The sequence below is a fragment of the Ruoffia tabacinasalis genome (assembly GCF_005864045.1).
GTDB classification, from domain to species: Bacteria; Bacillota; Bacilli; order Lactobacillales; family Aerococcaceae; genus Ruoffia; species Ruoffia tabacinasalis.
This window is the reverse complement of the sequence record NZ_VBSP01000030.1, coordinates 1-22807: the sequence shown is the minus strand read 5'-3', so window position 1 is coordinate 22807 and position 22807 is coordinate 1. Positions and strand designations below refer to the sequence as shown.

The 22807-nt window shown below is 36.1% G+C and carries 20 protein-coding genes and 2 tRNA genes; 5 read left to right on the top strand and 17 right to left on the bottom strand.

The genetic code is table 11. From position 1 onward, the window contains the following. Positions 1-181 precede the first annotated feature (181 nt). Entirely contained in the window at positions 182-1786 is a 1605-nt protein-coding gene (locus tag FEZ33_RS08395) for an ATP-binding cassette domain-containing protein (RefSeq protein ID WP_138404958.1), read from the bottom strand. Positions 1787-1892: 106 nt separating this feature from the next. On the opposite strand from FEZ33_RS08395, the gene FEZ33_RS08390 reads away from it, so the two are divergent. Together FEZ33_RS08390 and FEZ33_RS08385 are read left to right on the top strand one after the other, a co-directional pair. Beyond that, positions 1893-2774, top strand: coding sequence for a helix-turn-helix domain-containing protein (locus FEZ33_RS08390; protein WP_171031336.1), 882 nt, complete (start codon positions 1893-1895; stop codon positions 2772-2774). A gap of 364 nt (positions 2775-3138) precedes the next feature. Further along, positions 3139-3771 carry a site-specific integrase gene (locus FEZ33_RS08385; RefSeq protein ID WP_138404956.1) on the top strand — a complete coding sequence of 211 codons (633 nt, stop codon included), beginning with the start codon at positions 3139-3141 and terminating at the stop codon, positions 3769-3771. A gap of 161 nt (positions 3772-3932) precedes the next feature. Here the strand turns inward: FEZ33_RS08385 and FEZ33_RS08380 are convergent. Together FEZ33_RS08380 and FEZ33_RS08375 are read right to left on the bottom strand one after the other, a co-directional pair. Next, positions 3933-4005, bottom strand: a tRNA-Thr gene (locus tag FEZ33_RS08380). A 41-nt stretch (positions 4006-4046) separates the two neighbouring features. Next, positions 4047-4119 (bottom strand) — tRNA-Lys (locus tag FEZ33_RS08375). A gap of 157 nt (positions 4120-4276) precedes the next feature. On the opposite strand from FEZ33_RS08375, the gene FEZ33_RS08370 reads away from it, so the two are divergent. Continuing rightward, complete coding sequence (locus FEZ33_RS08370; RefSeq protein WP_138404955.1) at positions 4277-6040, top strand: DUF2207 domain-containing protein; 1764 nt, start codon at positions 4277-4279, stop codon at positions 6038-6040. Positions 6041-6249: 209 nt separating this feature from the next. Then, positions 6250-9147 (top strand): insulinase family protein, encoded by a 2898-nt coding sequence (locus FEZ33_RS08365; protein WP_138404954.1) that lies wholly within the window; start codon positions 6250-6252, stop codon positions 9145-9147. 55 nt (positions 9148-9202) lie between these two features. On the opposite strand, the gene FEZ33_RS08360 is transcribed toward FEZ33_RS08365, so the two are convergent. The 13 genes from FEZ33_RS08360 to rsmG form a co-directional block, all read right to left on the bottom strand. Next, complete coding sequence (locus FEZ33_RS08360) at positions 9203-9712, bottom strand: GNAT family N-acetyltransferase (protein WP_138404953.1); 510 nt, start codon at positions 9710-9712, stop codon at positions 9203-9205. Positions 9713-9837: 125 nt separating this feature from the next. After that, positions 9838-10362 (bottom strand): peptide-methionine (S)-S-oxide reductase MsrA, encoded by a 525-nt coding sequence (gene msrA, locus FEZ33_RS08355; RefSeq protein ID WP_171031335.1) that lies wholly within the window; start codon positions 10360-10362, stop codon positions 9838-9840. 28 nt (positions 10363-10390) lie between these two features. Beyond that, positions 10391-11677 (bottom strand): D-alanyl-D-alanine carboxypeptidase family protein, encoded by a 1287-nt coding sequence (locus FEZ33_RS08350; protein WP_138404952.1) that lies wholly within the window; start codon positions 11675-11677, stop codon positions 10391-10393. After that, positions 11674-12828 carry a sensor histidine kinase gene (locus FEZ33_RS08345; RefSeq protein ID WP_138404951.1) on the bottom strand — a complete coding sequence of 385 codons (1155 nt, stop codon included), beginning with the start codon at positions 12826-12828 and terminating at the stop codon, positions 11674-11676. Before FEZ33_RS08345 ends, FEZ33_RS08350 begins: the two co-directional genes overlap by 4 nt. Continuing rightward, a complete protein-coding gene (locus tag FEZ33_RS08340) occupies positions 12818-13510 on the bottom strand; it encodes a response regulator transcription factor (RefSeq protein WP_138404966.1) in 693 nt (230 codons plus the stop codon). Before FEZ33_RS08340 ends, FEZ33_RS08345 begins: the two co-directional genes overlap by 11 nt. Positions 13511-13726: 216 nt before the next feature. Beyond that, positions 13727-14782 (bottom strand): LysM peptidoglycan-binding domain-containing protein, encoded by a 1056-nt coding sequence (locus FEZ33_RS08335; RefSeq protein WP_138404950.1) that lies wholly within the window; start codon positions 14780-14782, stop codon positions 13727-13729. A 352-nt stretch (positions 14783-15134) separates the two neighbouring features. Beyond that, positions 15135-16613: an IMP dehydrogenase gene (gene guaB, locus FEZ33_RS08330; protein ID WP_138404949.1), complete on the bottom strand. Its 1479-nt coding sequence runs from the start codon at positions 16611-16613 to the stop codon at positions 15135-15137. Between the two features lie 173 nt (positions 16614-16786). After that, complete coding sequence (locus tag FEZ33_RS08325; RefSeq protein WP_138404948.1) at positions 16787-17590, bottom strand: DUF1129 domain-containing protein; 804 nt, start codon at positions 17588-17590, stop codon at positions 16787-16789. A 17-nt stretch (positions 17591-17607) separates the two neighbouring features. Then, positions 17608-18708, bottom strand: a complete 1101-nt coding sequence (gene ychF, locus FEZ33_RS08320; protein ID WP_138404947.1) for a redox-regulated ATPase YchF — start codon at positions 18706-18708, stop codon at positions 17608-17610. Between the two features lie 28 nt (positions 18709-18736). Next, entirely contained in the window at positions 18737-18940 is a 204-nt protein-coding gene (locus FEZ33_RS08315; RefSeq protein ID WP_138404946.1) for a DUF951 domain-containing protein, read from the bottom strand. A 12-nt stretch (positions 18941-18952) separates the two neighbouring features. Continuing rightward, positions 18953-19849: a ParB/RepB/Spo0J family partition protein gene (locus FEZ33_RS08310; RefSeq protein ID WP_138404945.1), complete on the bottom strand. Its 897-nt coding sequence runs from the start codon at positions 19847-19849 to the stop codon at positions 18953-18955. Beyond that, positions 19839-20603, bottom strand: a complete 765-nt coding sequence (locus FEZ33_RS08305; RefSeq protein ID WP_138404944.1) for a ParA family protein — start codon at positions 20601-20603, stop codon at positions 19839-19841. The genes FEZ33_RS08310 and FEZ33_RS08305 overlap by 11 nt, the downstream gene beginning before the upstream one ends. Before the next feature lie 15 nt (positions 20604-20618). Further along, positions 20619-21338: a 16S rRNA (guanine(527)-N(7))-methyltransferase RsmG gene (gene rsmG / locus FEZ33_RS08300; RefSeq protein ID WP_138404943.1), complete on the bottom strand. Its 720-nt coding sequence runs from the start codon at positions 21336-21338 to the stop codon at positions 20619-20621. Between the two features lie 227 nt (positions 21339-21565). On the opposite strand from rsmG, the gene FEZ33_RS08295 reads away from it, so the two are divergent. Further along, on the top strand, positions 21566-22072 hold the full coding sequence (locus FEZ33_RS08295) for a methylated-DNA--[protein]-cysteine S-methyltransferase (RefSeq protein WP_328590783.1): 507 nt from the start codon (positions 21566-21568) through the stop codon (positions 22070-22072). 96 nt (positions 22073-22168) lie between these two features. On the opposite strand, the gene FEZ33_RS08290 is transcribed toward FEZ33_RS08295, so the two are convergent. Next, on the bottom strand, positions 22169-22753 hold the full coding sequence (locus tag FEZ33_RS08290) for a LytR/AlgR family response regulator transcription factor (protein WP_235888798.1): 585 nt from the start codon (positions 22751-22753) through the stop codon (positions 22169-22171). Positions 22754-22807 lie beyond the last annotated feature (54 nt).

The window sequence follows — 22807 nt, the reverse complement described above, 5'->3', positions numbered from 1 at the left end:
AGAAACCAGCTTAAATTATAGAGCTATGAATTATTCAGGTTAATTATATAAATATATTACACTCTCAACAAAAAATATAGCCTATATAATATTATACCTTATGGAGGAACTGAAATGTACACTGTCATTTTTTGTATATATTTTTTAGAAAGTTAGTAGTCCCCTTCTTTGCAAATTGATATCAACTTGGTTGTACTCTTCTACTTTCTAAATAGTATTTTCTAGTGTAATTTTTCATACTCTCTTCCGGGACATAATGTTCGACGTCTATAACTAACTTATTTAAATTAGCCACTGTTTTGTTTATGGCTAAAGCATTATGTTTATCTAGTGAGGCATTCCCTTCATCGATTAAGAGTATTGGTTTATCAAACAGAATTGCTCTTGCAATTTCTACTCTTTTCAATTGTCCTCCTGATAATCTTTCTCCATCTTCTCCGATTAGATAATTTAAACCTACTTGCTGTATTAATTCTTCTAACCCTGCTTTTTTAATTGCTTCACTTAACTTTTCTTCGCTTACTTCTTTTCCTAATGTAATATTGTTTCTCAGTGTGTCATTAAATATAGCAACCGTTTGGGGAATTAAGCTCACATAATTGTATAATTCATTTTTGCTAATGCTTTTCATATCTTCGCCATTAATGAAAATTTCACCATTAGTTGGGGTTAATTTTTTTGTCAGTAATTTTAAAAATGTCGATTTACCACTACCTGAAGCTCCTTCTAAAAGTACATTATCGTTTGAATTTAATGTTAAATCTAAATGCTCAAAAATTTTCTTGTCCTCATAATTGAATGAAACATTTTGAAAAACAACCGAATCAATCTTCTGGTTCCTTAATACATTGGTATCATCTGGCTGTTTGAATTCCAGTGTATTAATTATCGTCTTCTTGATTTCTCCTATACTGTTTAACTTGTTTATACACTGCGATAATCCTAAAAAATTATTTATGATCCAACTACTGGAGTATTGAACGGCTACAAAAGACGCTAACGAAATTCGCCCTTGAATAGTAAAGTAGATACCAATGCCAATCGGAAGATACAGAAATAAATATGATAAAGCGATGACCAATGCATTCGATAATGAGATGGCATTATTCATGTCTTTAGTACTCTCTTCTAAACCTTTTACTTTCAGATAAAAATTTTTAATGAAATAATTTTCGGATTTATATGAAGCTATTGTTTCAGCCCCACTTAAGATATCCTTTAGTATAGAAGAAAAAGATTTATTCTCTTTTGTCCAATGACTATTACTTTCTTCTATTTTTTCTTTATAAATGTTTGTAAACAGTGGTGTTACTGATGTAAATACTAAAAAGATAACGGTCAATAAAAAACTGTTGCTCATAGAAAAAGTCAAAATAACAACTAGAGTAACTAAATAGCTGACGACATTGAATAGTTGCTTTACGTAATTTTCTTCAAGTAACTTGAGATCGTTCATAAAAAATGATGTATTACTTGATACTCCTTCGGTTTTACTTAAAGAAGTCTCTTTTTCTAAAATTTTCCTTATTAATTCAGTCTTTAAAGACGTGTTAAAAAAAGCAATATTCTTATTTGTCCAAAAATCTTTTAAATAAGTAATAATAGAAAACAATATGTAACCCAAGACAACAAGAATAATGTACTTTAATAATAGAGAGGTGTCTTTTTCCTCAATAACCTTAAAAATATACGCATAAGTAGCGGCATTAAAAGTAGTCTCTACTGCTGCAAGTCCAATGAAAATAAAAGCTGCAACTAGGTACTGTTTATTATAAAATTTAATCATTTGTATCCCTCCGTATCCGTTTGTACTGTTATTTTATCATTTTTCGAGCACTCTTTATGTTATGATATGGGTCATAAACTACCCAAAAAATACGGAGGTACATCAGTTGATAGGATTAACGTTTAGAAAAATACGTATGCAGAAAAACATTTCACAAAAAGAAGTTTACACAGGCATTGTTTCTAGATCTTTCTTTCAAAAATTTGAGAAAGGACTACACTCTATTTCTGTAGAAAAATTTCAAGAATTGTTAAATAGGATAAATGTATCTTACGATGAATTTATGTATAAACATCATGGGAAACTCTTTACCACAGATGATTTTTTAGTGACTATTTTTAACGCTTACTGGAATCAAGATCCACATTCTTTAACCAACCTCCATAACAAATTACGCTTTTCGTCCAATCAAACAGAAGTCTTTTTGAGCAGAGTTGCACTATTATTCAAACTTATTTTATCAAAAGAGTCAGATGGTGATTTAAGTTTCGACTTTATCTTTAACTATCTAGACAGAATAAGCAGCTGGACCTTTTTTGAAACAAAATTATTTAATAATATTATGTCTATAGTCCCTTCTAAGAAAAGAAACCAATATTTCAAAAAAGCACAATTTTTTTTCGACAACAGCAAAGGACTAGCAGCCGTTAATAGTGAATTTGCAAACTGGCATTCTCATCTTTATGTCAATTTTATCCATTTAACTTTGGAAGAAAAAGAACTCAATAGAGCAAAAATAGCTATTGAAGACATGCGGATAAGTCGACAAAATTTATATACCAGTGAGCGGAATGAACTGGCTTATTTATTTTTAAAAAACTTAATCCGTCTTTATGACAAGGAAGAAAGAGACCAAGCAATAGAAGCACTAAAAAAAATAACCGATTTGTCACAAATAGTAAATAAGTTGAATAATGAAACCTATTCAAAATTGGTCACTACTCACCAAGAAAAGACTGAACCATTGCATGCTAAAAGCGAAAACTAATTAACCCTATTAAAAAACTACATAATCTCTGGCTTGTTACGCTCTTAATCAAATCTATGCCTTATGCGAGAAGGCAAACTTATAGATAATTGGATATTTTCCTGCTGGAGCGATTGATTTTGAAAAAAGTTTATAGAGAGATAACATCACTAGAGGAATGTCTGCCTTATCGTATTAAATCAAAAAGAAATAACTAAGAAAAAAATAGAACCTCTTCTGGGTCGTAAAATCAGAAGAGGTTCTATTTTTCTATTTATTATTCTTGTATCAAAAACAATCGTTTTTGAGAGAAAGCAAGAGAGATATAAGGAGAAATACATAGTTACAATCAAGTAAACACTACTCGCAGGCATTGAAGCCTTAAATGGATTCAATGAATGAAAAAACAGTATCTTATTTATTACGGTTTTTAAAACTATTGATTATACTATTTAAGTCTTTTATGTCAAAAGAACCTTCTTCAGCTTTACTAATAACAGAATTTAAATTTTTCTGTCATTTGAAGTGGAAAGATATTGATGAAGTAAACCAAACATTAACTGTGCGAAGAGTCCTTGCTCAAGGGGAACATGGTACTATCTTTCAATCACCCAAAACTAAAGCAAGTCATCGCACAATATCTATCGACAATATAACCATGGATTTATTAGTTAACTGGCGTAATATTCAAAGAAAAGATTTATTATCCTTTGGGATTAATGCTAATGGTCCTGAACAATTAGTTTTTACAAACCAAAAAAATAATCCTTTAAATCTATACTATATTGGAACTGCTCTTCAACGAATAACAAAATTGCATAAACTAAAACATATTAATGTTCATGGTTTTAGGCATACTCATTGTGCATTACTCTTTGAAGCAAAATTAGAAATGAAGGAAGTTCAAGAGAGACTCGGTCATGCCAATATTGAAACTACAATGAATATATATGACCATGTAACTCAGAACAGAAGAGATGAAGCAGCAGAAAAGTTTGCTCAATTTATGTCTTTTTAACAAACCGTACAACATCTCGTACAAGATTCTTATTTTCAAGCAATAAACAAATAATCATTTGAATTTTAAAAAGAGAAAAAATATATTTATTTAGATAGATTATTCAATAAATATGAACACAAAAAAACATCCTTACCTAAGTAGGGATGTCTTGTAAATAGTGCCGGCTAAAGGAGTTGAACCCTCGACCCTCTGATTACAAATCAGATGCTCTACCAACTGAGCTAAGCCGGCTTGTTAATTATTAACTAATCACTATTATGATGAGATTAGTATGACCCGCGCAGGAATCGAACCTGCGACCCACTGATTAAAAGTCAGTTGCTCTACCGACTGAGCTAGCGAGTCGTTTTGACGACCTATATATAATACGATATTTCCATACCTTTTGTCAACACTTTTTAAAAAGTTTTTTTATTATTTATCAAAAACGCGCTGGTTACTGTTATGTCGGGCTTTTGATATATGGTAAACTGAATATACAAACAAAAGGATGTGAAAAAATATGAGACGTATTCTATTTACTCTCAGTATTATACTCGCTACTGCCCTCACCTTGCAAGGGGAAAAAGTATTTGCCGATAATAAAATTCATTCCATTGATATTTCAGTGGAACTTCAAGAAGATGGATCAGCAATTGTTGAAGAAACTCGTAACATGACGGCTGATGATGGGACTGAATTATATATTGAGTTGAACAACTTACAAGATTCAGAAGTATCGAATTTTTCAGTGGAAGGTTATAACTTTAATCCTGTTTGGGATTCAGATCAATCTTTAGAAGAAAAAGAAGGATACTACGGTATCATTCGCGATGACGATGATGCAGAGCTCGTATGGGGTATGGGTGAGCACGGGGATAAAACTTACCAGCTAACTTATACGTTGTCGAATGTCGTCCGGAATTTAAATGACGGGCAAGGCTTACTATGGAACTTTGATACATTCCTAGGTATTCCAACAGAGGATTTAACTTTAACGATTGATTCTCCAGTCGGCTTATCTCAGGATAATACAAACTTCTGGGGCTACGGCTTTGATGGTGATATCCAGATGCAAGGGGAGAAAATTGTTTGGACTTCAGAAGAATCACTTGATGATAGAAACAATGTCACGGTCTTGCTGCAGTTTCCTTCGGATTTATTTAATACTAGCGCAAGTGTAGATATGACGCTTGAAGAACAAAGAGAGATGGCCAACGAAGGATCCTCTTACAATGAATCTTCATCATTGTCAGATAGTAGTTGGATTTTTTGGCTCATATTTGGAATCACGTTTATTCCAGGTTTAGGTATATTCACTGCAAGCATGGTATATTTCTTCAAAGTTCGAAAAATAAAACGCGAGAACAATGCGATGGTTACCGGAGCAGAACGAATAAAAATGAATAAAGGCAAAACAACCGATGTAGTTCCTGAATACGGTGATGACATTGCTAATATCGCATTCTTACTCCAAGAACTGCAAGCAGGTTTCTTTGAAGATTATTTTGCAGCTTACTTAACTAAATGGCTAAGTGAAGACCTCATTGAAATTGAAACTTTTAAGAGCGATAAATTTTTTGGTGATAAATACACAACCTATATTCATGTTAAAGATTTCGAACAACAACAACCGGCGATGGCTTTTGACGAATGGATTGAGAAGAACCCTGAAGATTCTACAATCGAGGAAGGCATGTGGATCATGTTACTCGATGCTTCGGATTCTCATGGTGAAATTGATTCCACAGTTATGATGGAATGGGCAAAAGAACATGCGGACGAAGTAACAAAATTCGAGCTCATTCTTAAAGCGCGTTCAATAGAATATCTAGAAGATGCTGGGTATCTCAATGTTGTTGAAGACAAAGTTTGGAAGCAAACAATCGCAATTCCTCAATCAACACCCAAAGGTGAAGAGTTATTCAATCATATTACACAATATGTCGCTTATTTAGATGATGTTGAGGTAGATCATGTTCAAGAAGATACACAATTATCTAGTATTTTAGTCTGGGCGCTGATTGGTGGCGCAGCAACAAGGATTGCGAAGCAATACGAAGATATTCTTCCAATGAAAAAAGCTTATGATGACAGTAGCACGACTTATACACCGACTCATTACTGGCATAGTACGATGCATTTCAGACGAAATTGGTCAACTGGCCTTTCTAGTGGTGGTTTTAATTCAGTTGTCGCTGGTGGAGGCAGTGGCGGTTCTGGTGGTGCGACATCTTCAGGTGGAGGTGGCGGTGCCGGCGGAGGTGGCGGCGGTGGTGCAAGATAGCATGAATCTTAGCAAACACTCCCAACTGACTTCTTTACAACAAGGATATTCAATAATTCTGGTAAATTAACCAGAATATTGAATATCTTTTTTATTTTAGCATTTTCCTGAGGGGTTCTTTTGTCTTGAAAGGCCCCTTTCCTTGTATTAAGTATCAATTCCAGATAAAATATGCTAATAGTATAATAAATTTTACAATGGAGGATTGTATGACTTTTAAATTAATCGAAACCAAAGAATTAAACGATATTCATTCAATTGGTAAGTTATATGAGCATGAAGAAACTGGTGCTCAAGTATTACACTTAGATAATGATGACACAAATAAAGCATTCACAATTGCTTTCAAAACACCCCCTTACGATGATAATGGGATTGCCCACATCTTAGAACACTCGGTCTTAAACGGCTCAAAGAAATTCCCATCGAAAGAGCCTTTTGTTGAACTAATCAAAGGTTCTTTAAACACCTTTGTTAATGCGATGACTTTCTCGGATAAGACAATTTATCCCGTCGCATCAACTAATCAAAAAGATTTTTCGAATTTGATGAGCGTTTATTTAGATGCGGTCTTCCAACCACTGATTTACTCAAATCCACAAATTCTTGAACAAGAGGGTTGGCATTATCATTTAGAAAATGCTGAAGATGATTTAATCTACAAGGGTGTTGTTTATAATGAGATGAAAGGTGCGACAGCCTCACCTGACAGCCAATTGTATACAGCTATTCAAAAGTATTTATACAAAGGAACACCGTATGAATTCGAATCAGGTGGATTACCATCTACCATTCCGTCTTTAACACAAGAAGCTTTTCTTGATTTCCATGAGAAACACTACCATCCAAGTAGCTCATTAACGATTCTGTACGGAGATTTAGATACGGATCACGCTTTTAGCTTACTTGCTTCTTACTTTGATGGCAAAGGTCAATTGGATGAGCCAGCCGTTGATTTAACTTTTGAAGCAACTCAACCTGAGGAAGAAGATGTTGAATTAACCTATTCAATTACAGACGGCGATGACCCCAATAAAAAAGATTACTTGGCGATTGCTTGGCATACCGCAACAGCTTCAGATTCCTTAGAGCAACACGGTTTACGTGTGTTAGCTGAGATTTTATTTGGTAATAATCAAGCGCCTTTAAAGAAAGCCTTACTCGAAGCTGAAATTGGCGGGGACATTAATGGTGATTTCTTCCAAGTCGGCTATCCTGCAGTCTTCTCAATCGATGCAAAATATAGTGACAAAAACAATATGGACCGCTTTAAAGAAGTGGTTGAGTCCACTTTAACAGACATCGTTAAAGATGGTATCTCAAAAGAATTAATTCAAGCAGCCTTAAACAAAATCACTTTCCGCTTAAAAGAATCTGCCATCTCGGAAAGTAATCCACGCGGCGTTCTTTATGCGATTAGTTCATTAAACACATGGTTATATGATTTATCTCCTTTCGTTTCACTGGAATTCTCAGATAAACTTGATTTATTAGCAAAATTATCTGAAGAAGGTTACTTTGAACAATTGATTCAAGATAAATTATTGAATAATACTAGACGTGTGAACATCGTATTAAAAGCTGAACCTGGAAAAAATGATGCTTTTGAAAAAGAAACATTCAAAGCTTTACAAGAGTACAAAGCAAGCCTTTCTGACCAAGAAATTGATACATTAGTTGAGCAAACACAAGCGCTCATCGCTCGTCAAGAGGCTCCAGATAAAGCAGAGGATTTAGCGGCAATTCCGACATTAGATAAAGAAGATTTATCCACTGAAACAGAAGATTATCCTTTAACTGAAAGTACTTTATTCGAAGGAACAACACTGTATCACGCGGACCAATTTACTTCTGGAATTGATTACCTTGATCTATACTTTGATGTGTCTGACTTTGAAGGGGAAGATTACTTATTATTAAGTTATTTAAGCCAATTATTAGGTGACTTACCGACTGAAAATTATTCTGTTGCAGAATTGCAAACGCAAATTGACTTACACACGGGTGGTATTCACGGGGGCGTCGTAGTTTATGAAACAGTGACTGGCGAAGCAAAACCTTACTTTACATTACGAGGTAAATCACTGGAAACATCATTTACTAAATTAGTTGAGTTAATTAATGAAATTATGACAGGAACTCAGTTTACTGACCGAACTGAATTATTAAATATCACTCAACGTCATGTGTCTGATTTTGAAGATGATATTAACTCCACTGCTCATGTGATCGCTGCTTCACGTGCCTTAAGCCAAGTGAAACCTGTCAGCAAATTAGGGGAATTAATTAACGGGATTGATCAATTTAATTTCACGAAAGAGCTTTTAAAACAAATTAAAGCCAATGATATGAGTGACTTAAGTGAAAAACTTCAAAATATGTTAGAACGTTTATTAAATAAACAACGTATTCATGCACTTTATATTGGTGAAGAAAATCGCTTAGAAGATGTGAAAACAACCTTTACCGAAGCTTTTGCTTCTTTAAGAAGTGACGCTTTAGGCGCTGCTGTGACGTATGAAGCCGGCGAGAAAAAGAATGAAGCCTTTATTACTGCTCAAGATGTAAACTATGTTGGTTTCGCCTCAGACGCGACGAATGAATTGACTTATTCTGGATCTTCACTCGTCTTATCTACTTTCTTACGTTACGATTACTTATGGAATAATATTCGAGTTAAAGGTGGCGCATACGGTTCGATGTTCCGTCACAACTTAAATGGAGATTTCCAATTAAGTTCATACCGCGACCCTAATATTAAGAAGACAATCCAAACGTATCAAGGGATTCCAGATTTTATTGAAACCTTGCAACTTGATGACGCCAGCTTACTAAAAGCAATCATTGGTACATTAAGTAATTTAGACCAACCATTGTCTGCTTATCACAAAGGAAAGCGTGCATTCTCTCGTCACCAAGTGGGCCGTACGACAGCTGATGTGATTCAACTTAAGGAAGAAGTTTTAGCTACAACTGAAGCAAGCTTAACTGTCTTAAGTGAAGGATTCCGCTCAGTGATTGATAAAGGGACCATTGCCGTGATTGGTAATAAAGCCCAAATTGAACAAGAACGCGAAAACTTCGATGACATTCACGAACTCTATTAATACTTGGTACAACAAAAAATCCACTACTGATATTTTGGTCAGTAGTGGATCTTTTTTATTTTACATAGTCAAATTCTACTTCGTCTTTCAAGATACCCATAAAGTAAGCATCCCGATATTGTCCATTTGTATAGAAGTGGTCTTTCATTGTTCCTTCTTGTCTAAAGCCTAATTTTTTATAGATATGGACCGCTGGATGATTATTTGCATCCACAATTAAATATACTTTATGCATATTTAAAATTGAAAAAGCATACTCAATTCCTTTTCGTAAAGCCTTTTGTGCTAAGCCTTGTCCACGGAATCGTTTAATGACAATAATTTGTATTTCGCAATTACGATGAATATAATCGATTTCCATTAATTCAACAACCCCAACAAACTCACCGGCGACTTCAATGACAAAGCGTCTTTCAGAAGAATCGAAGAGGTGCTTATCATATAATCGTTCTAATTCATCAAGGGATTCATAGGGCTCTTCGAACCAATAGGCCATCATCTCGCGCTCATTATTGATGATATGAATCGAAGGTAAGTCATTCTTTTCTAATGCTCTAATTATCATACTCATCGCTTCCTTTAGTAATTATTTGGTTTTCACTAAGCTTATTATAGCATTTACCCAACTAACCACAAAAAAGTTTCCAACAAAATTAATTTGTTAGAAACTTCATTGACGTACTCTATTCATTATTGTTTATGTTTTTCAACAAACGCTGCTCGTCCTGACCCAATAGTATAACGATTATAGTGTTCAGGATTTTTCTTATAATAATCTTGATGATAATCTTCTGCTTCATAGAATGGTTTTGCGTCTTCAACCGGTACAACGACAGGTTTACCAAATCGTCCACTCTTATCCAAGGCTTCTCTTGATTCTTTAGCTAACTGACGTTGCTCTTCTGAATTAACGAATATCACAGGACGATAAGATGTTCCACGGTCATAAAATTGACCCGTCGCATCTGTTGGGTCCATACTTGACCAATAAATATCAAGCAATTGTTGGTACGTTATCTTTTCTGGATCAAAGGTAATTTCAACCGCTTCTGTATGATTCGTTTCACCACTTGTTACTTGTACATAGGTCGGATTTTCAGTCTGGCCTCCAGTATAACCTGAAACAACCGCTTCAACTCCATCCATTTCATCAAATGGATGAACCATACACCAGAAACACCCTCCAGCAAATATTGCTTTTTCAAATTGACTCATTATATCCAATCCTTTCTTAATTCACTGACTAATTAAACAAATCAACGAAGAATCGTCGTGTGGACTCCCACGTATTACTCACGCCGTTTGAGAAGGAATGCCAGCCATTCACATACCAGGCTGCTTCTTCAATGGGCTCTGCTTGAACGACTGGAACGTGGTTCCCTTTCGTCGAAGGTAAATACGTAAATTCAGTGTCAGCACCGTAGATAGTCATCTCTCCAACGACTTCTCCTTGTTCAACCGGTGCCACTAAATAGCTTCTATCTTCAAATAAAGCGTCATTACTTGAGAATTCGTACTCCAAACGCGGAGCGGTATCAATAATTGGAACAACTAAGGACATATTTTCGCCGTAGATAAGCTCCGCTTCACTTTCGGAACTACCTTCTACTTTGATGGTATTCACCTGTGTCGTCGGTTGCCCTTCGCTTACAACAAGTTCTTTCATATAAGCACTATAGCTGTAGTCCATGAGACGATCTGTCTCTTCATAGCGAGTATCTTCATCTTCAGTTCCTAATACAACTGTAATTATACCAAACTCATCTTCATTCGAATAACCGACAAAGCTATTGCCGTCTTGTTCGGAAGATCCTGGCATTAAACCTAGGACGTTTTCACGTTCATAAGGCTTTCCTTTTAGCATTTGGTTATAATTATTCATATCAATCGCATCATCCGTATTCGGTTTAAACACTGCTTTTGCTTGATCACTATAATCTAAATAATCCGGAAAGTCATTGACCAGATGATAGGCAATGATTGCTGCAACTTCTGCAGAAAAGGCATTGGTTTCACCATTGTCTTCTAACCCTGTTGAATTAATGAGGTTAAATTCTTCAATGCCCCATTCTAACAACTGCGTTTCCATCATTTTAACAAAATCCGCTTCCGTCTCTCCCACCATTTCAGCTAAAGCAAGTGTGGCACCATTTGCTAAATTAATTGAAACAGCTTCGACTAATTCATTGACTGTATAATTATAATCCTGTCTTAAAGGCACATTACCAATATTATAATCTTGACTCAATTGATATGCTTCATCTGAGATGGGAACAATAGATTCGCGTGTCCACTCATCTTGTGCTTCAATTGTTTTTAAAGCAACATAAACGGATAATAATTTACTTATTGAACCAACTTGAAGTATTTCGTCTGCATTTTGGCTCATTAAGACTTGTCCGTTCTCGCTATCAATTGAAATAGCCGAAATAGCATCGATCGTTGGCGCAGTTGATTGCGCCTGACTACTTTGTTGCGGAAATAAAAACGAGGTGATTAACAAAATGACAAATAAATATCTTAACTTCATTCGCCACCACTCTCTTCTATATTTTTTAATTTAATACGAAAGACAGTTTCATTATCTTCCACAGTCGCAAAAACCAAACCGTCATGTAGATCAACGATATTTTTTACGATTGAAAGTCCTAAACCACTTCCAGGAATCTCAGATGTTCTTGATTTCTCAGTTCGGTAACTCCGCTCAAAGATATTCTTATACTCAGATTCCGCAAGTATTTCACCGTTATTTCGCGTTTCCAGATAGACACTCGCATCATCACTCGATTTATAAGCGCGCAAGCGAATGACATCTCCAAAACCGTATTTAAATGCATTAGAAATCAGATTACTGAACACTCTTGCCATCTTATCGACATCAATCTGTACGAATAAATCCTCTGGGTAAACTTCTACAACAATGTCTACGCCTTGCTCGTCACCTGTTAACTCAAATTCAGCTGCCAATTGTTCAAAGAAAAACTTGATAGGAATGGATTGAGCTTCAAGCGAATACGTTGCTTGTCCTGATTCAATATATAAGAATAAATCATTCACTAACGTTCGCATCATCTTCGCCTTCTCGTACGCTATCCCAATATAGCTATCTTTCTCTTCCTCACTTTGATACTGCTTATGAATCACAGCATCTAAGTAACCAATCGTTGACGTGAGTGGTGTCCGAATATCATGACTGACATTTGCGATTAACTCATCTTTCGTCTCTTCCGCTCGTCGTTCCTCTTCAAGTGAATGTTCTGTACTTTCAACCAGTTGATTAATACTATCGATAATATCTGTCAATTCACCAATTTGCGTACTCTCGATTCGGTAATTGTATTTATTATTTTCAGATATGTAGTTTAAATGCTCTAAAGCACGACCAATCTTCATCATTTTACGCTGTCTGTCCATACGGCGATATGTAATGAGTCCTCCGATACTTAATACGATAAGCGTAATAATTTGGTTATAAGGAATCCGCCACAACTGGAAAAACTGGAAAAAATTCCCCCCACGTAGAAAATCTAAACGGGTATTAATTACAATATCAAAGCCAAGTATAATCCCTAAATATACAAAGAATACAATGAAGAGAACACTTGAGGTATAACGAATTAAATCAATCTTTTGTGAACGTGTTAATTGGGTAGATAAGATTTGTTTATTATCATCGTTCAACCTTATAGCCTACTCCCCATACAGTCTGAACGACTTTGTCTCCTCCAGTTGCCTGAGCAATTTTATCACGCAAATGACTCACGTGAACCATGACGGTTTTGGCACTCACAACACTTTCTTGATTCCATACTTCTTCAAAGATTTCATCCGCACTAAAGACACGGTTTGGGTTACTTGATAAAAGAAATAAAATTCCAAACTCTAGAGCTGTCAATTGGATTTCAGTACCGCTATTTGTTCTCACTTCATGAGAATCCCGGCGTATAACTAAAGGTCCAACCTCAATTGTATCTCCTGGTGTCTCCATTCCTGAATAACTATGTTGACGGCGTAGAATTGATTTCACACGTGCCATCACCTCTAAAGGATTAAAGGGTTTGGTTACATAATCATCCGCTCCAGCAAATAGGCCTTCGATTTTCTCGTGATCCGCTGATTTGGCACTCACCATAATTACTGGAATGCTCATATCCTTTTCACGCATCACTTCAACCACTTCTAATCCCGTTACTTTTGGCATCATCACATCTAAGATAACCAAATCAAATTCTTGACTTTCTTCTAACTGATTTAAAGCTTCTTCACCATTAAATGCTTTTACAACTTCATAACCTTCATTTTTTAGATAAATATTTAAAAGATCTACGATTTCGCGATCATCGTCTGCTACTAATATACGCATCATAATCCTCCTTCTTTACAATTAAATGTACTCAATAACTATTATACCTTTTTTAAACACAAAAAATAGTAGTTACGATTAATGATGTCAAAATGACATAAGTTTTTCACAATTTGAGCTCATAATTCAAGATAAGTAAAACCACCAGTGAAAAAGACTTAATTAGCCCTTCCACTAGTGGTTCATATTATTTGTTTACTTCTTTAGTATGAGCAATTATTGTCTAATAATCAATTCGTCACCAACTTGCAAGGCATTACTTTCTAGATTATTCCAGTCGATAATGTCTTGAACAGTTACCCCAAATTCAGCGGCGATACGGTATAAGTAATCTCCCGCTTCAACCACATAAATAATGTCTTCAGGATCGCCTGGGTCTGGTTCTTCCGCTCCATTATCTGGGTCAACAACAATTAATTCTTGACCAACAAATAAGCTATTACTTTCTAGGTTATTCCAATCAATCAGATTATCGACTGTAATACCAAATTCATTCGCGATTCGGTATAAATAGTCACCGGATTGAACAACGTAAATATTATCATCTGGTTCTTCCGGATCTGGGTCAGGCTCTTCAGGTTCTTCACCATTACTAGGATCTACTACAATTAATTCTTGTCCGACTTGTAAGAAATCACTTTCTAAGTCGTTCCAGTCAATAATATCTTGGACGCTAATACCGAATTGATTAGCAATTCCATATAAGTAATCGCCTGATTGTACAACGTAAATATTATCTTCAGGTTCCTCTGGATCGGGTTCGGGTTCTTCGGGTTCTTCGGGGTCTTCGCCGTTACCAGGATCTACTACGATTAATTCTTGTCCGATTTGTAAGAAATCATTGTCTAAGTTATTCCAGTCAATAATATCTTGGACGCTAACATCATATTCATTGGCAATACTATATAATGAATCGCCTGATTGAACAACATAAGTACCTTCTTCTGGTTCTTCAGGGTCAGGTGCAGGTTCCTCAGGTTCTTCAACGTCCTCTAAAAGTTCATAATAAACGTAAGCACCGTTTTCATCCATAGTGACATAAAAGTCAGCATGAATATCAATATTGAAATTTGCATTCGCATATTCAACGGCTGCATCTACACTTGGGAAATATTGCTCCACGAGTGAGTAGTTTGGTAGATAGGCTTCGTCTCCTGGTTCAGGTCTAACAAAGTCTTGTGCGTTGGTTTGAACTTGTCCAAAACCAAGTGCCATCAACGATGCTAATAAAGTGGCTGTTAATTTTAAGTTCCGACTGTTTCTGCGAATCATTTGTATCGCATCCTTTCATTATTGTGCGTCGGGTTTCTTTTTTTCTTAACTACAACCTCATTGTAACACCCTCGAAATTCTTGTCATGTCATAACCCCCATGTTCATATAAAGATCAAACAATGTTCACAGTCTCATAATCAAAGATTCATATTAGGTCGAATACGGTGGTTTGAGTGCTCTGGCATTTTCTCAAGGCACTTTTCTCACGTTTTGCATCCCTGAAAAATTCTCAAGGCACTTTTTATATAATTCCCTGCCCTAAGCTCCCAAAAACACAAAAAACCCAACAATATAGCTAATTAATCACTACATTGTTGAGTATTTTCGGTTACCAAACTTACAATTGTAAATTATGCCCGTGAGTAGTTTGGTGCTTCTTTTGTAATATTAACGTCATGTGGGTGAGACTCGATAAGTCCAGCACCACTCATGCGGATGAATTGTGCTTCTTCGCGTAAGGCTTTTAAGTTTGCTGATCCAGTATAACCCATACCAGCACGAATTCCACCTAGCATTTGGAAGACGATATCTTGAGCGCTACCTTTATAAGCAACACGCCCTTCGATTCCTTCTGGAACAAGTTTGTTTGCTTCGTTTTTAGATTGGAAGTAACGGTCGCTTGATCCTTTTTCCATAGCCGCTAAACTACCCATACCACGGTACGTTTTGAAACGACGTCCTTGATAAATTTCAAAGTCACCAGGAGATTCATCCGTACCAGCTAACATACTACCTAACATGACAGCATTTCCACCAGCTGCGATTGCTTTGACGATATCACCTGAGTATTTAATACCACCGTCGGCAATAATTGCTTTCCCGTATTCACGAGCGGCAGTAGCTGATTCATAAATTGCGGTTAATTGAGGTACACCAACACCTGCAACAACACGCGTTGTACAGATAGAGCCTGGTCCGATACCTACTTTTACAACGTCAACACCGACATCGAATAAAGCACGTGTACCTTCAGCTGTCGCAACGTTCCCAGCAATAATAGTAACATCTGGGTAAGTATCTCGAATTTCTTTAATTTTACGAATGACACCTGCACTATGTCCATGGGCTGTATCAACAACTAATGCATCCACTTGTTGGTCAATTAAGGCTTGTGCACGTTCAAATGTATCACTTGTCACACCAATTGCTGCCGCAACGAGTAAGCGTCCATGGCTATCTTTAGCTGCATTTGGATATTGGATTACTTTTTCAATATCTTTAATCGTAATTAATCCTGATAAGTGACCTTGGTCATTCACTAAAGGTAATTTTTCGATACGATGATTGAATAAGATACGTTCAGCTTCTTCTAAAGATGTACCAATAGGTGCTGTAACTAAAGCTTCTCTAGTCATCACTGAAGAAATTTGAGCTTGGTCATCGTTAATGAAACGAGTATCACGGTTTGTGATAATCCCTACTAAAGTTAAGTCTGTTTCAGATTTAACAATTGGAACACCACTAATGCGGTAACGAGACATTAACTCTTCAGCATCTCTAACAATATGTTGAGGAGTTAAGTAAAATGGATCTAAGATGACACCATTTTCTGAACGTTTAACACGGCGAACTTCTTCAGCTTGTGCTTCAATTGACATGTTCTTATGAATGACACCGAGTCCTCCTTGGCGTGCCATTGCTATCGCCATATCTGATTCGGTAACTGTATCCATACTTGCCGATAAAATTGGGATATTTAGTTTTAAGTTTGGGGCTAATTCTACTGATAAATCAACATCATTAGGTAAAATATGACTTTCTGCTGGTACGAGGATTACATCATCAAATGTATATCCTTCGCGTTGAAATTTAGTGTTCCATGCGTTCATTTAAATCCTCCTATATATTTGTCTTTTCTATATTTTTACAAAGTTACCATATTGTATTTTTATTATCAACCGAATACTTAACATTCTCTTCATAAAAAAATGGAATGTTCGTTAATTTTCCTATCTATAATAAAAACCAACCAAGTTAAACTTGATTGGTTGATTTGAAGTGGTTAGAATACCCCACCTTGAATATTTAATTGTCTCTTTAATAAGAAGCGTAAACCAAAAGTTATAGCTGCAATAATGATATAAGTCATTGGTTCAAAGACTGGGTTCAGTACCGGTGGAAGTAACACGGCACTGATACTTACGATTAAGAACCAACCAAACATTGCGGCAATAGACACTCCAAAGTAACGCCATAAACGACGCTCACCTTTAGGTGCATCTAAATCTGGCATAACTTTTGATGTCACTAACATCGCAATACCTGCAACAATATAGTTAATAATTAAAGTAGTTAAGCCCATGAAAGCAGAAGTTGTCCCCGCATCCGCATTCAACATTGAAATTCCTGTGATGAATGTAAATAATGAACCTAGCATTAACCCACCGTCTAAAGCAATTTGCCAATCAGGTGACTTTTCAACGGGTGCATTTTCTGGATTTGGGAATTCTTGTTCCATAATTAAGTTAGCAGTTTCTGTCGGTGTTCCATAAATTTGACGCGCAGTTTGGCTATTGATTTGTCCGTCAAGTAACGTATCCACCATCTCAGCATAGACACGTTCTTGAACTTCATAGTGCAATTGGTCAGATAATTTTTTATCTACACTTAACATAAATTGCTTATTTTTGTTCGTTAATTCTGCGAACTGACTTTCTTTAATCCCAGCAATAACGTTTTTTTCTTGGGTTTCTTCAACGATGACCGCTTCTGTTTCCTCAGTCGTTTCAACTGATTCTTCAGTAATTTCATCATTAGTCACTTCTACGTCTTGTTCTTCGAATTCTTTTTTGTTATCTTCTGACATAATTTCCCCCGATCGATCTAGACATTAAATCTAAATAACATAATGTCGCCGTCTTTAACAATATATTCTTTACCTTCTGAACGGTAGTAACCTAATTCACGTGACCGAGCCATGCTTCCAGCTTCCATTAAATGGTCGTAAGAAACAGTTTCAGCACGGATGAATCCACGTTCGAAGTCCGAGTGAATCACTCCAGCTGCTTGAGGAGCTTTCATTCCTTTTTTGAATGTCCAAGCGCGTACTTCTTGCTCACCTGCTGTAAAGTAAGTTCCTAAACCTAATAATGTATAAGCTTTTTGAATTAAACGGTCTAAGCCTGATTCTTCCAAACCAAAGTCTTCTAAAAATACTGCTTTTTCTTCGTCATCCAAGATAGCAATTTCTTCTTCAAGACTTGCACATACTGGAACAACTTCTGCTCCTTGTGTAGCAGCAAATTCAATTACTTTTTGTAGGTGAGGATTTGAATTTGGATCGCTTACTTCTTCCTCCCCAATATTCGCTACGTATAACATTTTCTTGCGTGTCAATAAGAATAAGCTCTTCACAATCGGCTCTTCTTCTTTAGTGAATTCAACTGAGTTCGCTAATTGATCATTTTCAAGGGCATCTTTCAAGCGTTCTAAGATATCCATCTCGATTAATGCATCTTTATCTTTAGTTCTAGCTAATTTTTGAACACGTGTTAATCGCTTATCAATCGATTCCAAGTCAGCTAAGATTAACTCTAAGTTGATTGTCTCTATATCTGAAAGTGGGTCCACTTTCCCGTCAACGTGAGTAATATTTTCGTCTTCGAAACAACGAACAACGTGACAAATTGCGTCCACTTGGCGAATATTACTTAAGAATTTGTTTCCTAATCCTTCGCCTTTACTTGCACCCTTTACAATCCCTGCGATATCTGTAAATTCGAAAGTTGTTGGAATTGTTTTCTTAGGTTTTACTACTTCTGTAATGTCTGTTAAACGTTTGTCAGGTACTTCTACCACTCCAACGTTTGGGTCAATCGTCGCGAACGGATAGTTTGCTGCTTCAACCCCTGCTTTTGTAATTGCGTTAAAAAGTGTTGATTTACCAACGTTAGGTAAGCCAACAATACCAGCTGTTAATGCCATGTAGTCACTCTCTTTCTTTTATTTAAACTTATTCAGCAGATTCTGCTTTTTCTAGTACTTTTTTCATTTTCTTTTCAAAATCACGCCGAGTCATCGTCACAATATGCTTACAATTCATACATTGTATACGAATATCCATCCCCATACGGATAATTTGCCAGCGGTTTGTTTGGCAAGCGTGTGGTTTTTTCATTTCGACAATATCGAGTTTATCGAATTCTTTACGATTCATCTTGTCCACTCCCTATAAATGTATATTTAATAAATCTAAAATTCGAATTAAATCTGATTCAGATAAAAATTCAATTTCTATTTTACCACGTTCACCACGTTGATTAATTGTCGTAGCTGTCCCAAAGTAATCTTGCATTTCTTGTTCAATCGCAAGATAATGGGGTGGTTTTTTGGCTTTTTCTTTTTTGGCTTTTTCTTTTTCTTTGTCTTCTTTAGGAGCTTCATCATTTAATGATTGAACTAATTCTTCGAGTTGACGAACAGTCATTCCTTCACTTACGACACGTTTTGCGACTGGAATCAGTTGGTCTTTATCTTTAAGACCTAAGATTGTACGCGCTTGTCCCATCGATAATTGTTCCCCAACCATTGTCTTAATTTCATCTGGTAATGATAATAGACGTAAGTAATTGGCGATATATGGGCGACTTTTACCAATTCTTTCAGCCACTTGCGCTTGTGTTAAATCAAGATTCTCCATCAAGATGTTATATGCTTCAGCTTCTTCTAAAGGACTCAAGTCTTCACGTTGTAGGTTTTCTACCACTGCAATTTCAATCATTTGTTCTTCATCTAGTTCACGAACAATACCTGGAATTGTCTCTTTACCTGCCAGTCGACTTGCACGAACACGCCGTTCACCAGCGATTAATTCATAACCTTTGATTGTCGATTTTCTAAGAATTACAGGTTGAAATACACCGGACTGTTTAATCGAATCAGCTAATTCATTTAAAGCTTTCTGATTAAATGTTTTACGCGGTTGATAGGGGTTAGCACGAATTTGATCTAATGGAATCTCTTCTACGATTTCGTTTTCGCCTGGAGTTTCCTCATATGCTGAAAACAAGGCATCCATACCTCGGCCTAAGCCACCTCGTTTACGAGGTTGGTTATTATTCGCCATTACTAATCACTTCCTTTGCCAGTTCAACATACATCTCCGCACCTCTTGAACGAGAATCATATTCAATGACTGATTGCCCATAAGAAGGTGCTTCTGATAAGCGAATATTTCTTGGAATGACTGTGCGGTAGACTTTTTCATGGAAATACTTACGTACTTCATCCATCACTTCAAAGCCTAAATTCGTTCGTGCATCGAGCATTGTAATTAACACGCCCTCGATACGGAAATTGCGATTATAAGTTTTTTGAACTAAACGAATGGTATTTAATAATTGTGTTAATCCTTCTAGCGCGTAATACTCAGCTTGTACTGGGATTAAAATTGTATCACTTGCGGTAAAAGCATTAATTGATAATTGACCTAATGAAGGTGGGCAGTCGATTAAGATATAATCATAATTTTTCCGAATCGGGGCCACTGCTTCTTTCAGGCGTGACTCGCGGTTTTCAATATTTACTAGTTCTAACTCTGCAGCTGCAAGTTGAATGTTTGACGGTACAATCCATAAGTTATCTTGACTTGTTTCAACGATGACATCTTGAATTGGAATTTGATCAATGAGTACTTCATACAAGCTTGCATCTAATGCGCTTCTTTCTACCCCAAGACCACTCGTCGCATTTCCTTGCGAATCAGAATCAATGATTAATACTTTTTTACCTAAAGTTGCTAAAGCAGCTCCTAGGTTAACTGTTGTGGTGGTTTTACCAACACCACCCTTTTGATTACCGACTGCAATCATTTTACTCATGCGATCTCCTCCTTGTTATAACGGTTGTTTGGCTGGTTTACCAGGACGTCTTGGATATTTCTTCGGTGTTTCTAAAGTTTTGCGAATCACTAAGATTTCACGCTCACTATCTTCAATGGGTAACATCTCGCTAATTTGCTCTTCAAACTTCGCTCCAAGCGTTGCGATAGCCTTTTTCGCTTTAACGATTTCTTCGTCAGCTCTTTGTGCTTTCAGAGCAATGAAGTAGCCACCTTTTTTTGCTAATGGTAAACACAATTCGCTTAAGACGTTTAAAGCTGCTACAGCTCTTGCTGTGACGATATCGAATTGTTCGCGGTGGGCTTTGTCTTGTCCAACTTCTTCTGCACGACCATGAACAGCCTTAACGCCTGTTAAGTTCAATTCCTCTGCTAAAAGGTTTAAAAATGTTATACGTTTGTTCAATGAATCTACAATTGTAATGTCTAAATCAGGGCGTACAATTTTCATTGGAATACTTGGAAAGCCGGCCCCTGCGCCAACATCACATAAAGTAGCATTCTCTTTAAAATAATCAGGTGCCATCCATAAGGGCATTAATGAATCATAGAAATGCTTTAAATACACATCTGGCTTTTCAGTAATTGCCGTTAAGTTAATCTTATTATTCCACTCGACTAACAGGTGGTAATACTGTTCAAACTGATTAATCTGTTGTTCAGTTAATTGACTGCCCTTTTCATTCAGGGCTTGGATAAATTCTTCGACTGTCATAACCGTCTCCTTTTAAATAAGTCCTTTTGTGAAACAAACCTATGTTTCACGACATGTATACTTTAACTTAAATGCTAGTTCTATGCAATGATATCTAAGGAGAAATTTCCTTTTAATCACTATTTTAACATAGACTGGTATGAATTATCATTCATTTCAATATGATTCTTAAAGAGTTATAATAGAGATACAAATAAAATGGTTATTATATAGAAAGGAAGTTTACCTTGAGCCCAACTTTGTACTACACTTTTCATACGGTATTCAATCGGTTATATACGATTGCTTCAACAGAAAAGGGCTTAGCTTACGTAAGTCCAGACGATGGAGATATAACGATTTTGGAAAAGCTATTTAAGGGGTTTACTATCCAAGAAGATGAATCTATAAATGCAGAATCGATTAAACAACTTCAAGAATACACACAAGGATCACGTAATGAGTTTGATTTAGTGTTAGACATCCAAAATGGAACACCTTTTCAGCAGTCAATTTGGAAAGCATTACTTGATGTTCCTTACGGTCGAACTATTCATTATGGAGCGTTGGCTGAAAATATAAACAATCCTAAAGCAGTTCGTGCAGTTGGAGGCGCTGTTGGCCAAAATCCAATTTCTATTATTATTCCGTGTCACCGTATCATCGGAAAGAATGGTTCGTTAACAGGCTATAATGGTGGGATTAATGTAAAGATGAAATTGTTAGATATCGAAGGTATTCAATACACTGGTTAAACACTTTAATCACTTTAAACACTCTTTTAAACACTGCTTTTAATTAAAGAATAAAGCACCGATAAATGCAGGAGAACTGCATTTATCGGTGCTTATTTATGGTCTGATACTCATTTCTTCTAGTCGCTTACGTACTTCTTTGGCTCTTGCTACTGATAAATCACAAGTTAAACCATTTTTAAAAGTAATGATTTTTTCTTTTTGATTAACACTTTCAATCATCATTATATTCGCAATAAATGATTTGTGAACGCGGATAAATTCCTCATGTGATTTTTCAATTGCCTTTAAACTTTCATAGAACTGATAATGTCCATTTGTAGTAATGATTGCCACTTTATGCGGCTGAGATAAACTTTCGAAATATATAATATTATCTAAAGCGATTGAGCGCATTTTACTACCTACTTTAAATGTATATTGTCTTTTTACTTCTGAATTTAAATGTTGTCTCTCACCAATCACATTCAAAATTTCTATTATTCGGTTTTGTAATTCTTCAGGTGTCTTTTTTACTATGTAATCAATCGCTTCAACTTTATAACGAAAAGTAACCGGAGCTAATTCTGCGTGTGTAGTTATAAATACAATTTTACCTAAGTCATCAATGACTACCGCCAGCGAAATGTACCAGCGTTGCCAAGTTTTGTACCACCCTTTGCCATGAAATGTACCAGTCATTGCCAACCTGTTTACCACTTATTAACTTCTGTATAATTAATGTGCATGCCTACG